A 12,799-nucleotide genomic window follows, 5' to 3' on the forward strand; every position below is an offset into this window, starting at 1 on the left:
TGAGAAGTCTTGAACTTCTCGCTGCTTAATAAAAATAGATATTATAAAAAAATCGTTATAAACAAAAGAAGGTGACCTTTTTAGACACCTTCTTTTTCTATAATTACTTTTTATCCTGCATTGCAAAAACTGATTTTAATAAATTGGTAGATCTTGCAGAAACATTTGTTCTAATATTCGCTTCTTCTTTTTCAATCATAGTGTAAACGCCGGTTAAAGCTTGTTGCGTTACATAATCTGTTAAATCAGGATTTATCTTTTTTACCGTTGGTATCGCATTATATTTTGTAATAATATTGCTCCAAATTTTATCGGCACCTACTTTAGTAAACGACGATTTTATCACCGGATTAAATTTAGTATATAACGATGTTTTGGTCGATTTTTGTAAATACTGTGTCGCAGCATTTTTATTACCCATTAAAATATTCGTAGCATCAGAAATAGTCATGCTTGTAATAGCATCCACAAAAATAGGGGTAGCTTCTTTTACAGCGTTACTTGCAGCTTTGTTAAGCGATTTAATACCCTCGTCTGCTAAGCTTCCTAAACCAACATCGCGTAAGGTTTTCTCTACTTTTTGTAATTCGCTTGGTAAGCCAATTCTAACTAAAGAATTATTATAAAACCCGTCGGTTTTTGTAAGATTTACAACTTGTTTGTCAATACCTTGCTGTAAAGCTTCTTTTAAACCTGCAGCAATCTGAGTTTGCCCTAACCCAGATGTTTCTAAAATTTGTGGTAATTGACTTGCAGCTTGCTGCAATTGTGCACTTGTACAGCCAGATAATGCTAATGAAACAACTGCAATTGGAATGATCATTTTTTTCATACTAAATTTTTATTTATGATATACTTGTGAAATAATTTCGTAACAAATCTCGGTTGATCTTACTCGGAGTAAAAACTTCCAAAATTTGCGGTTGATCGTTTTGGGAAAATAACAATTTTAATGCCAAGTTTAATTCTTCTTCGTTGTTTGCGATCAAATAATTAAACTGATACATTTTAGCCAAATGTTCGGCAGTTAAATTATGTTCTGTTTCAAAAAACGTATTAAAGGTTTTGTTTTCAACATGTCCGGGTAAAATTCTAAAAATTCCGCCACCACTGTTGTTTATAATAATAATTTTAAAATTTTTAGGTATATAATTATTCCACAACGCATTACTGTCGTAAAAGAAACTGATATCGCCCGAAATTAAAACGGTAGGTTTGCTAGAAATTACTGCTGCACCAATGGCTGTTGATGTAGATCCATCGATACCGCTTGTACCACGATTGCAGTAAACATCAATGCTTTTGTCGGTTTCAAATAATTGTGCGTATCGAATCACAGCACTGTTGCTAATTTGCAGTTGAATGTTTTGTGGAAGATTGTTCCAAATGATATGAAACGATTTTAAATCGGAAAAAGGAATGGCATCTATATAGGTTTGATGTCCTTTTTTTCGATTGATCATTATAGTTTGAATTTTCTCTGAAAAGTCAGAATTTACTATTGAAATTCGTTCTTTTATCTGACTGAGAAAATCATCAGGCGAAACATTTAGGTGCTTGGTTAATGCTGAAAAAGTGTCATAAGCACGTAATTCATCTACATGCCAATGATTTTTAGGCGGATAATTTCTAAACATTGCTTTTACACGTTTTGATACAATCATTCCCCCAAAAGTCAGCAATAAATCGGGTTGAAAATCTTTAAAATCGTCTTCAGAAAAAGTGGTAATCAACGTATCAATATTCGCAACAATATTTTTATGATGGATATTTGAATTGATTTCGGTCAGAATCACCACATTTGGCAACGACGCCAAGTAATCAATATTTTCCTTTGAAATAATATTAGGATTCTGTGATCCAATCAAAACAACAATTTTATCGGCATTTTGAATGACAGTTGTATCAAAATCTTCTTCAAATTTAACTTCAGGTTCATCATTCAATAAAACAGGATTATAGCTGTATTCACTCACAATATTATACAAAGGTTCTTCGAACGGAACATTTATATGTACAGGACCTTTTTTATTTTTTGCTGTAGCAATGGCTTTCTGAATCAATTCATCGTTTTGTTCCGATGCTTCGTCCAATAAATTCGCATTAAAAAGGGAATGATTTTCAAAAACATTTCGCTGACGAATGGTTTGTCCGTCACCAATATCAATTTTAGAAGTGGGACGATCTGCTGAAACAATAATTAACGGAATCTGGCTGTAAAAAGCTTCGGTAACTGCAGGATAATAATTCAACAACGCCGATCCCGATGTACACAACAAAGCTGTTGGCTGGTTCAATTGCTGGGCAATACCCATGGCAAAAAATGCCGCGCAACGTTCATCAACAATGCTATAACATTTAAAAAAAGAATCGTTTGTAAAACCAATAGTTAAAGGTGCGTTGCGAGAACCGGGTGAAATTATAATATGTTGTATTCCCTTTGCTTTAAAAAGTTGTAAAATACTTTGAGCCAAAGGTATTTCGGGATAATTCATTTCTAAAAATTAATTATTCAAAGATACGAACTATCCTTAAAAAGAAGAATTTTATCACTGAAAACTCTTGTATTTAAACAAAGACCTCACAGGTTTTTAAAATCTGTGAGGTCTGAAAATTTATAACTTTTACAATATCTTATTTTCCTTCAATCCAATTGGTAATTTCGGCATCGGTTGGCGAAACTTTCGGGTTGATTACTTTTGCCAGTTTTCCTTCTTCGTTTATTAGGAATTTCTGAAAATTCCATTCCACATCAAAATCGCCCAAACCATTTTTATCTTTTTGAGTCAAATATTGATATAAAGGTTCTTTATTATCGCCTTTTACAACAATTTTGCTCATCATTGGGAAAGTAACGCCATAATTTAATTTACAAAATTCTGCAATTTCTTCGTTCGTTCCGGGATCCTGACTCATAAAATCGTTTGTTGGAAAACCAATAATTACAAAGTTTTGATCTTTATATTTTTGATACAATTCTTCTAATTGTTCAAATTGTGGCGTTAATCCGCATTTAGATGCCGTGTTTACAATTAACACTTTTTTTCCTTTTAAATCGGCAAGATTAAATTCGCCTCCCGTAATATCTTTTACTTTGAATTGATAAATCGGGTCGACATTTTTTTGTTGTTCCATAATAACTTCGGGTTTTTCTGTTATCGGTTGATTTTTTGTGCAACTTAAAGCCAAAACGGCACTTGCAATAAAAATATATTTCATAATACTTATTTGTTGTTTAATTTAATAAAGTTATTGTTTATTTGCTTGCAATGCAATAAAAAAGCTTTCCATTTGGAAAGCTTTTCATGTTTATTTTTTATAATATTTTTTGTACTTGTAGAAAGCCAATGTACCAAGTAAAAGTACAGATCCTACAGAAATCCATATAAATGTTGGAGTTACCACTTGATCGCCTTTAGCATATGAATGCAATCCCGATAAGTAAAAATTCACTCCAAAATAGGTCATTAAAATACTGTAGAATGCTATAACCGATATAAAGTTGTAAATCCATAAACCGCGTAAAGCAGGTACAAAGCGCATGTGAATTACAAAGGCATAAACCATGATTGATATCAACGCCCATGTTTCTTTAGGATCCCAACCCCAATAACGTCCCCAGCTTTCGTTTGCCCATTGTCCGCCCATAAAGTTGCCAATTGTAAGCATAACCAAACCAACGGTTAAAGCCATTTCGTTAATATAGGTAATTTCTTTAAGGTTTAGTTCCATTTTAGCTTTGTTGCTTTTTGTTGTAAAAATCATTAAAAGCAATGCAACAACACCTAAAATCATTCCTAAAGTAAATGGTCCGTAACTACCAACAATAATTGATACGTGGATCATTAACCAATATGAATTTAAAACTGGCTGTAAGTTTCCAATTGATGGATCCATCCAGTTCCAATGTGCAATCATTAAGATCATTCCAACAACAAAGGCTGTAGATGCTGTTGTTAAGCTTGATTTTCTTCCGAAAATTAAACCAAACAGCATAGTTGCCCATCCAACAAAAATCATCGATTCATAAGCATCAGACCATGGAGCGTGACCAGAAACGTACCAACGTGCAATTAAGCCTAAAGTGTGCAGTGCAAAAAGCGCAATAACAATACCTGTGAATATTTTTGTTACAACACGTAACGCTTTGTTATCTTTAAAAATGCGAACGATTACAAGGATAAACATTAACACAGACACATACATATAATACGAAAACAGCTTTTTAAAGATGTCGTATTTATTGTACATAATTTCTGCTTTTACTTTATCATCGCTTGGTAAAACATTGCCACCAAATTTCTTTTGAAAGTTTATGATTGATGTTAAAAGATCGTCTGACGGTTTAAAATCTTTTGTTTCGATTGATTTTAACAACGATGTAGTGTACATAGGTAAAATATTCTTCATGTAAATGAAAGCAGAATCTGTTTGTTGCATTCCTGCTTCATTCAATTCTAAATATGAAACCCACTTATCGTTTTCATGACCAGGAATAGGGAAAATTTTCATTATTTGTCCACTAACTGCAGAGTACAATAAATTAACTTTTTCATCTGAAGAAATGTAATCTTTTTGAAATTTATCTTTAACAGATGCCTGATGTGCTTCGTCTAAAAATTGATCTAATTTGTAATTTCCTTTATCGTCAAAAAAATCAGCTAATGAAGCGAATTTAGCATCAGAAGCAACTCCAATCAACGAACGAATACTGTCATTTCCTTTTGGAAGATTAATGATCGGCACATGATACCACAACTGCGGAAACTGAGTTATAGAAAGCATTACCTGATCAGAATCCATACCACGGAAATGATCATCTTTACTTACTTTACGTAGTAATTCAGACGAAAACGTGTTGATAGGTTTCATACGTCCACCAGTATCCTGAATAATAATCGATCCAAACAAATCGGCATGTTCCTGCGAAACAGTTGTTTTAATCAATAATGAATCAATTTGAGCTGTAGATGGCTTATTGTGTGCGTGCTGAGCCGTTGCCGAAAGCAAACCAAACAACAAACCAACAATTGTTAAAGCAGCTTTTTTTGCGTGAATCTTGTTTAGTTTTTTACGTAAATCGCTAAAACGCGTGTTTTTGTTAAATAAAATGCACAACATGGCAATATAAAGTAAGGTGTAGCCAATATAAGTAATCCAAGTTCCCCAGAAATCGTGGTTCACAGATAAGTGTGTTCCTTTTTCGTCCGGATCATAAGATGCCTGAAAAAAACGATAACCTTTATGGTCTAAAACGTGGTTCATGTAAATGCGGTAATCAAATGATTTGTCAGGATCTATAATTGTTACCTGACTTTCAAAGGCTGAATAACTTTTCTCGGTTCCAGGATATTTCGTTGCAATAAAATCGTTCAATTTAACCTGGAAAGGAGTAGTGTAAACTTTTGATCCGTAGATTAAAGTAAATTCTAAATCGCCAATGATAAAAGACTGTGGTACACCCATTTGTCCTTTAGACCCCATTAAGGTAACTTCTTCTTCTTTTCCTTGTGAACGAACCGTTAATACCAAAGCATCGGTTGTATTTTTCGCCTTATAATCACCTTTTGATTTTAAAGCTCTTTTTCCTTTTATAGGTCGATCCATAACAAACTGAACTCCTTGCAAATCGTACATCGAACGATAGTTTAGGGCTTCCGGAGTGTTTGCAGCAATTTCGCCTGTTGCCTGTGTTGCCATAACGCGGTAACTTCCAGCAAACGGAGTATTAATCTGCATTTCGCCACTTTCGTTAGTATAGAAATTTACAGCGCCTTCGGTTTCTTTGTTGTAAGAATATAATATGTTGTGAATACTTTCAACGGTACCTTCTTCGATAAAATGCTCGTGACGTTCACCGTGGCTTGATTCAACCAGTTTCAAAAAGTTTTTGCCGTCTTTAGCTTCTTCAATCACTTCTTCGGCACCCATTATAAAGTCTTTAAACTCTACTTCGAACGGAATATCGTTAAAATCGTTCTTAATTTTAAAATGATTTGAAGCAAAATTGCTTATAAAATTATCTTTATCAAGTGCAGCCGAAAAGAAACGTTGTTCTTCAAAAGTTCTACGTTTCGGTTCTCCGTTCAAATCACCGTCAACCATTACGGTTAAAAATGTTTTATCAGAAAAAAACTGACTTGAAGTTTCTTTTTCACGAATCGGCATCATTCCTTCAAAACTAATGTAACGTGTTACAAATGCGCCGATTAATATCAAAATAAAAGCCAAATGCAATATTAAAGTATCCCATTTAGCTTTACTGAATAAATTGTATCGTTTAATGTTGCCAATGAAGTTAAAAACAAAAATCAGCATTATTGCTTCGAACCATTTGGTGTTGTAAACTAAAATTCGTGCTGTATCGGTGTTGTATTCATTTTCTATAAAGGTTGCAACTCCCATAACGGCTGCAAAAACAATGAATAAAACAGCCATTAACCTTGTAGATGACAAAAAAGAGATAATTTTGCTCATAGTGAATAGTTGTTGTGTACTTAGAAATTTCCCAAAAGTACTTAAATTAAATGGCTTGCTGGGTATTTTAACTTAATTTAAACAAATAAAAAATCATTGTGATTTCATAGAAAAAACTAAATTTGTATTTTATTTAAATATATTAGAATAATGCCTAAAATTTCACATAAAGGTGTGCAAATGCCTGAATCACCAATACGTAAATTGGTTCCTTTTGCAGAAACAGCAAAGAAAAAAGGAAATAAAGTGTACCATTTAAATATTGGTCAGCCCGATATTAAAACACCAGAAGTAGCTTTAAATGCGGTTAAAAATGCTGATATTACTGTTTTAGAATACAGTCATTCTGCAGGATTTGATTCGTACCGTGAAAAATTAGCGGCATATTATCAAAAACAAGGTTTACCTATTAATAAAGAAGATATCATTATTACTACGGGTGGATCTGAAGCTTTGATTTTTGCAATGGGATCTACCATGGATGAAGGTGATGAGATCATCATACCTGAACCTTTTTATGCAAATTACAACGGGTTTTCTACTCAAAACGGAGTAAAAGTTGTTCCTGTAATTTCTGGTATTGAAACAGCATTTGCATTACCACCTATAGCCGATTTTGAAAAACTAATCACACCAAAAACTAAAGCAATTTTAATTTGTAACCCAGGAAATCCAACGGGTTATATGTATAGTAAAGAAGAAATTCAACAGTTAGCTGCTTTGGCAAAAAAGCACGATTTGTTTTTAATTGCCGATGAAGTTTACCGTGAATTTGCTTATGATGGATACAAACATTTTTCTGTAATGAACGAAGAAAGCATCGCAGAAAATGCCATTATGATTGATTCTGTTTCAAAAAGATTCAGTATGTGTGGTGCACGTATAGGATGTATAGTTTCTAAAAATAAAGAATTAATGGCTACTGCCATGAAATTTGCACAAGCTCGTTTGTCACCACCAACCTATGCACAGATAGCATCAGAAGCAGCTTTAGATACGCCTCAATCTTATTTTGATGATGTAATTAGTGAATACAAAGACCGACGAGACACTTTGGTAAATGCTTTAAATGCTATAGATGGTGTGCAGGTTGCTATGCCAAAAGGTGCGTTTTACTGTATTGCTAAATTACCTGTTGCAAACGCAGAAGACTTTGCGAAGTGGTTGTTAGAATCTTATGATTTAAACGGCGAAACAGTTATGGTTGCACCAGCAGCAGGATTTTATTCAACTCCGGGTGTAGGTTTAAACGAAGTCCGTCTGGCGTATGTTCTTAATAAGGAAGATTTAATTAAATCTGCCGAAATTATTAAAGAAGCATTGAAAGTTTATAATAAATAATAAAAGAGGTGAAAGCCTCTTTTTATTTTCTACCCAAAATATACCCCAAACAAGCCATTGGAATATATGCCAGAATTAAATCAACGCAATTAAACCACATTGGTGAGGGTACCATAAAAACCATTGAAATTCCGCCTGCTAAAAATAAAACACCGATTAACATTGGTCCAACAATTGATTTAGGATTTGATAATTTTGTAGCAATAAAAGCTCCAACCAACGTTCCTAAAGCATGAGCCAAAAAAGGAAAAATAAAATGTTTAGATTCCATTAAATGCATACCAGCAGCCAAACCTTCGGCTGTTTTGTTATCTACACCCGCAGGTAATGGTATTATTTTTCCGCTTACAGCAACAAGAATCATGTTTACTAATGATCCAATAATAAAACCAGCAACGGTTGCTAATATATTTCTGTACTTTTTCATAATATTACTTCTTCGCTAATTTATCATTCCAGCTTTGAATAAATTTTTGTTTTTCGATTTTTAATTCATCGGCTTTTTCATCTAAATTAAAAGGTTCGATACCGTCTAACTCTTCGTACGTGTAAAAATTGTATTGTATGTTTTCTTTTAAATGATCTATATGAAACTGGTACTCATCTAACAAATAACCAATTTCTTCTTTTAGTTCTTTTTTAAATTCTTTTACAACTTTTAGTTCTTCAAAAATCTGATCAATTGCTTCTTCAGTTTCTGTAAAACTATACGGAGTATAAATGGGTGCAAGTGATTTAAAATCAGAACTATTTTGTAAGGTACTTAATGTTTTTATCGAACCAAAATCAAAGTTTGAATATTCCTTTAGTATGTTTTCGTTTTAATGATATGGTTGATAAATTCAGCATAAAAAGATTCGATCTCCACTTCAACATCCTTTAAATTATAAAAATGCTGTAACAGTACAAAAGCATCGTTATAAAAGCCAATTACATCATCTTCAATAATATCGGATGTATAATTTTCTTTAAACTGTAATACAAAATCGTTAATAGGCACGCTGTTATTTTCCATAATTCTGATATTTTTTGTAAAGATATTTCTAATACTTTTATCTTTGGTTACAATGTGATAAAATTCGATAGATGAAACTTTTAAAATCTTTTTGTATTAGGTTTTTAATAATTTCTATTCCTCTTGCAGGATTGTATTTTTTCGCTCAAACGACATTTGAAAACAACAGAAAAAGTGAACACCCAACCGATGTTGGTTTAGCTGTTGCAATACTTTTTGCGTTTATATTGATAATTTTGTTTGGTGGCTTTTTTATTGATTTAATTGTAAAAATTACAAAGAAACAATATGATGTTGCTTTCTTAAATACTTTATTTTTATTACTATTTTCACTGCCAATTTTATACATTAGTTGCAGAATGAGCAGTTATTGTGAAAGTTGCTTTTGTAGCTGGATTATTGATGTTTTTAAAGATTTAATTTAAAAGCATTTAAAATTAATACCAACGTTTTTTATTTTTTTTAGAAGCATCGGATTTTCGAGATGACGAATTCTTTTTATTTGAATTATTAGAAGATGCTGATTTGCCTTTATTTCTAAAATCTTTTTTTGCATTTGGGTTTGGTTCACGCCACGGAAAAGGATTGTCTTTTACCACTTTTACCTGTAAGCGGATCAGTTTTTCAATATCCTGCCAATACGTTTTTTCATCACGACCAACAAACGAAAGTGCCAAACCTTCTTCGCCGGCACGACCTGTTCTACCAATTCTGTGAATATAAATTTCAGGTATATTCGGAATATCGTAATTAATCACAAAAGGCAGCTGCTGAATGTCAATTCCGCGTGAGGCAACATCTGTGGCAACTAAAATATCAATCTGTTTGTTTTTAAAATCTTCTAAAATTTGTAATCGGGCAGCTTGCGATTTATCGCCGTGAATAGCATCGGCTTTATAACCTTCTTTCTGTAAAAAATCAACCACATTACCGGCTCCTTGCTTGGTTCGAGTAAAAATCAGAACATTTTTTAGGTTCTGAGTTTCTAAAACGTGTTTTAAAAGCTTCTTTTTGTCTTCTTTTTCAACGAGATACGTTTTCTGTGTAATATTTGCACCCGTACTAGAATCGGGATCAACTGAAACATACACGGCATTGCTTAAAAATTCGTCGGCTAATTCCCGAACGCCCATTGGCATGGTAGCAGAAAACATCAGTGTTTGTCGGTTTGGTGGCGTAAGTTTTATAATCTTTCGAACATCATTTATAAAACCCATATCCAACATTAAATCGGCTTCATCGATCACCAACTGCTGCAAGGCATCGGTTTTAATAAAGTTCTGTTTGTATAAATCTAAAAATCTGCCGGGTGTCGCAACCAAAACATCAATGCCATATTTAAGCGTTTTAATTTGAGGCTCCATATTTACACCGCCATAAATAACGTAGGTTTTAATCTGCGTGTATTTGCTTAAGGCTTCAAAATTTTCGGCAATTTGTATAGCTAATTCGCGGGTAGGAGAAAGGATAATAGTGCGGATCTGCTTGCGTTTTTTGCCCGATCCTACTATTTTATGAATATGATTTATAATAGGAATGGCAAATGCAGCCGTTTTTCCTGTTCCTGTTTGTGCACAACCCACCAAATCTTTCCCATCAATTAAAGACGGAATTGCTTTTTCCTGAATAGGCGTGGCGGTGGTGTAACCTAAGTCGTTAATAGCTTCGGCAACATTGTTGTTTAATGCAAAATCGGTAAAATTCATATCAAAATTTTAAGCAAAATTACGTTTTTAATTTCGTACTTTTATGAATTTCTAATATCTTCCGTAAAATTTCGGTTTATGAAACAAACAATACTTGCAATAAGTTTACTAATATCTTTAAATAGTTGGTCGCAAACAAAACCAAAAGTCGACTTTACTACTGCCAACGCTTCTATTAAATTTGATATTGCCGAACATATGGTTGCTGGCGATGTTACCTATCAGTTTACCGTAAATGAAGCTACCGATTCTATTAAGATCGATGCCAAAAATATGATGATTCAGGGAGTGAAGTTGAACGGACAAACACCTAAATATCATTACGATAAAAAACAAATTGCTTTTACGCAAGGTTTTAAAGAAGGTGAAAATACAGTTACAATAAGTTATAAAACCAATCCAAAACAAGCATTGTATTATGTAGGATCTGGGACCGATTTACAGATTTGGACGCAAGGACAAGGGAAATACACCAGTCATTGGTTGCCAAGTTTTGACGATTATAATGAGAAAGTTGTTTTTAATACCAAAATTACCTTTGAATCGGGTTACGATGTGATTAGCAATGGAACTTTAGACGGAAAAACCGTTAGCGGAAAACAAACCACTTGGAGTTATAAAATGACGAAACCAATGAGTTCGTATTTAATGATGATGGCGATTGGTAAATTCGAAAAAAAGATCGAAAAATCTGCATCAGGCATAACTATTGAAAATTATATTCGTCCGGTTGATGCTTCAAAATATACCACAACCTATCAGCATACAAAGAAAATGTTCGATTTTCTTGAAACTCAAACCGGTTTTTCGTATCCGTGGCAAATTTATCGAAACATTCCGGTAGAAGATTTTATGTACGGTGGAATGGAAAATACGACTTCGACCATTTTTAACAGTGATTATGTGGTTGATAATATTGGTGTGAACGATCGCGATTACGTGAATGTAAATGCACACGAAATGGCGCATCAGTGGTTTGGAAATCTGGTTACGGCAAAATCAAACAAAGATCATTGGCTTCAAGAAGGTTTTGCAACGTATTATGCTTTGCTTGCTGAACGTGAAGTTTATGGTGTTGATGATTTTTATTGGAAATTATACGAAATGGCAGAATTGATTACAAAAGATGCCAAAGAAAATAAAAACACAGCGGTTTACAGTGAAAAAGCTACAACTACAACCTATTATCAAAAAGGAGCTTGGATGTTGTTTTATTTATCAAGCCAGATTGGCGAAGCTAATTTTAATACCGTTGTAAAAAATTATCTGAACAAATATGCCTTTAAAAATGCATCGACACAAGATTTCTTAAATGAAGTTACTGCTGTTGTACCTAATTTTAATGTTGATAATTACAAACAAAATTGGTTAGAAAATAAAGGTTTCAACACAAAAGATGCTTTGTTTTTAATTGAAAATTCACCTTTAGTAAAATCGTATTTTGAAGTTTTGGCATTGCAGGAAAAAGGGTTTGAAGTTAAAAAGGATCAATTGCTTAAATTGTTAAAAGATCCAAATACGTTTACCGATACCAAACGCGAAATTATTTTTCAGTTGCACAATGTTCCTTACGATCAGGCAAAAGAATTTTATCAAACCGTTGTACAGTCGAATGATTTAAAGGTTCGTCAGGCTTTGGTTCAGGTTGTAAGTGAAATTCCTACAGATTTTATGGAAGATTATAAAAAGTTTTTGAACGATAATTCGTACATAACCCGTGAAATTGTATTGAAAAATTTATGGTTGCAAGATGTTGCCGGCAGAACCGATTTATTAGATAAAACTGCTACTTGGAAAGGTTTTAACGATTACAATTTGCGAATTACTTGGTTAATGTTTGCCTTAGCAACCGAAAATTATAAAAACGATAAAAAAGCACATTGGTATTCAGAATTAGAGAATTTTGCTTACAACAAATACAATAGTAATATTCGAACTAACGCCATAAATGCCTTGTGGTATTTAAATAAGTACGACAGCAACACGTTGCCGCATTTGGTAAATGCTTTGGTGCACCATAACAGTCGTTTTCAAAAATTTGGTCGCGATGCCATTGTTCGATTGTCTGAAAAGAAAGAGTTTAAAGACCACTTTAAAAAACTAATTCCATACCTACCACAAGACGAACACGACGCCTTAAAAAAGTTAATGGAGGAGATATAAACAAAGAAGGTGTCTAAAAAGGTCACCTTCTTTTGTTTATAACGATTTTTTTATAATATCTATTTTTATTAAGCAGCGAGAAGTTCAAGACTTCTCA

Annotated in this window: 11 protein-coding genes; 3 read left to right on the forward strand and 8 right to left on the reverse strand. The window is 33.2% G+C overall.

Going from position 1 to position 12,799, the window contains the following annotated elements; all coding sequences use genetic code 11:
• Positions 1-103: 103 nt before the first annotated feature.
• The 4 genes from BM253_RS16650 to ccsA form a co-directional block, all read right to left on the reverse strand.
• Positions 104-832 carry a DUF4197 domain-containing protein gene (locus tag BM253_RS16650; protein WP_091526548.1) on the reverse strand — a complete coding sequence of 243 codons (729 nt, stop codon included), beginning with the start codon at positions 830-832 and terminating at the stop codon, positions 104-106.
• Positions 833-845: 13 nt separating this feature from the next.
• Positions 846-2,495 carry a 2-succinyl-5-enolpyruvyl-6-hydroxy-3-cyclohexene-1-carboxylic-acid synthase gene (menD, locus tag BM253_RS16655; RefSeq protein WP_091526550.1) on the reverse strand — a complete coding sequence of 550 codons (1,650 nt, stop codon included), beginning with the start codon at positions 2,493-2,495 and terminating at the stop codon, positions 846-848.
• Between the two features lie 139 nt (positions 2,496-2,634).
• Positions 2,635-3,135, reverse strand: coding sequence for a glutathione peroxidase (locus tag BM253_RS16660; RefSeq protein ID WP_245758523.1), 501 nt, complete (start codon positions 3,133-3,135; stop codon positions 2,635-2,637).
• Between the two features lie 174 nt (positions 3,136-3,309).
• Positions 3,310-6,477 (reverse strand): cytochrome c biogenesis protein, encoded by a 3,168-nt coding sequence (gene ccsA, locus BM253_RS16665; RefSeq protein WP_245758522.1) that lies wholly within the window; start codon positions 6,475-6,477, stop codon positions 3,310-3,312.
• A 150-nt stretch (positions 6,478-6,627) separates the two neighbouring features.
• Between ccsA and BM253_RS16670 the strand changes: the two genes are divergently transcribed.
• Positions 6,628-7,818, forward strand: coding sequence for a pyridoxal phosphate-dependent aminotransferase (locus BM253_RS16670; RefSeq protein ID WP_091526557.1), 1,191 nt, complete (start codon positions 6,628-6,630; stop codon positions 7,816-7,818).
• A gap of 22 nt (positions 7,819-7,840) precedes the next feature.
• Here BM253_RS16670 and BM253_RS16675 read toward each other — a convergent pair whose 3' ends face one another.
• The 3 genes from BM253_RS16675 to BM253_RS16685 form a co-directional block, all read right to left on the reverse strand.
• Positions 7,841-8,245, reverse strand: coding sequence for a hypothetical protein (locus BM253_RS16675; protein ID WP_091526561.1), 405 nt, complete (start codon positions 8,243-8,245; stop codon positions 7,841-7,843).
• Between the two features lie 4 nt (positions 8,246-8,249).
• Positions 8,250-8,429, reverse strand: a complete 180-nt coding sequence (locus tag BM253_RS16680; RefSeq protein WP_091526564.1) for a hypothetical protein — start codon at positions 8,427-8,429, stop codon at positions 8,250-8,252.
• Between the two features lie 194 nt (positions 8,430-8,623).
• Positions 8,624-8,833 (reverse strand): hypothetical protein, encoded by a 210-nt coding sequence (locus tag BM253_RS16685; protein WP_091526566.1) that lies wholly within the window; start codon positions 8,831-8,833, stop codon positions 8,624-8,626.
• A 71-nt stretch (positions 8,834-8,904) separates the two neighbouring features.
• Between BM253_RS16685 and BM253_RS16690 the strand changes: the two genes are divergently transcribed.
• Positions 8,905-9,258: a hypothetical protein gene (locus BM253_RS16690; protein ID WP_091526568.1), complete on the forward strand. Its 354-nt coding sequence runs from the start codon at positions 8,905-8,907 to the stop codon at positions 9,256-9,258.
• A 12-nt stretch (positions 9,259-9,270) separates the two neighbouring features.
• On the opposite strand, the gene BM253_RS16695 is transcribed toward BM253_RS16690, so the two are convergent.
• Positions 9,271-10,539: a DEAD/DEAH box helicase gene (locus BM253_RS16695; protein ID WP_091526570.1), complete on the reverse strand. Its 1,269-nt coding sequence runs from the start codon at positions 10,537-10,539 to the stop codon at positions 9,271-9,273.
• Between the two features lie 78 nt (positions 10,540-10,617).
• On the opposite strand from BM253_RS16695, the gene BM253_RS16700 reads away from it, so the two are divergent.
• Positions 10,618-12,702 (forward strand): M1 family metallopeptidase, encoded by a 2,085-nt coding sequence (locus BM253_RS16700; RefSeq protein ID WP_091526572.1) that lies wholly within the window; start codon positions 10,618-10,620, stop codon positions 12,700-12,702.
• Positions 12,703-12,799 lie beyond the last annotated feature (97 nt).

It is taken from the genome of Paenimyroides ummariense (assembly GCF_900115115.1).
In the GTDB taxonomy this organism is placed as follows: Bacteria; Bacteroidota; Bacteroidia; order Flavobacteriales; family Flavobacteriaceae; genus Flavobacterium; species Flavobacterium ummariense.

Coding starts and splice junctions, on each gene's coding strand:
- BM253_RS16650 (WP_091526548.1), bottom strand. CDS start 832: ATGAAAAAAATGATCATTCCAATTGCAGTTGTTTCATTAGCATTATCT.
- menD (WP_091526550.1), bottom strand. CDS start 2,495: ATGAATTATCCCGAAATACCTTTGGCTCAAAGTATTTTACAACTTTTT.
- BM253_RS16660 (WP_245758523.1), bottom strand. CDS start 3,135: ATGGAACAACAAAAAAATGTCGACCCGATTTATCAATTCAAAGTAAAA.
- ccsA (WP_245758522.1), bottom strand. CDS start 6,477: ATGAGCAAAATTATCTCTTTTTTGTCATCTACAAGGTTAATGGCTGTT.
- BM253_RS16670 (WP_091526557.1), top strand. CDS start 6,628: ATGCCTAAAATTTCACATAAAGGTGTGCAAATGCCTGAATCACCAATA.
- BM253_RS16675 (WP_091526561.1), bottom strand. CDS start 8,245: ATGAAAAAGTACAGAAATATATTAGCAACCGTTGCTGGTTTTATTATT.
- BM253_RS16685 (WP_091526566.1), bottom strand. CDS start 8,833: ATGGAAAATAACAGCGTGCCTATTAACGATTTTGTATTACAGTTTAAA.
- BM253_RS16690 (WP_091526568.1), top strand. CDS start 8,905: ATGAAACTTTTAAAATCTTTTTGTATTAGGTTTTTAATAATTTCTATT.
- BM253_RS16695 (WP_091526570.1), bottom strand. CDS start 10,539: ATGAATTTTACCGATTTTGCATTAAACAACAATGTTGCCGAAGCTATT.
- BM253_RS16700 (WP_091526572.1), top strand. CDS start 10,618: ATGAAACAAACAATACTTGCAATAAGTTTACTAATATCTTTAAATAGT.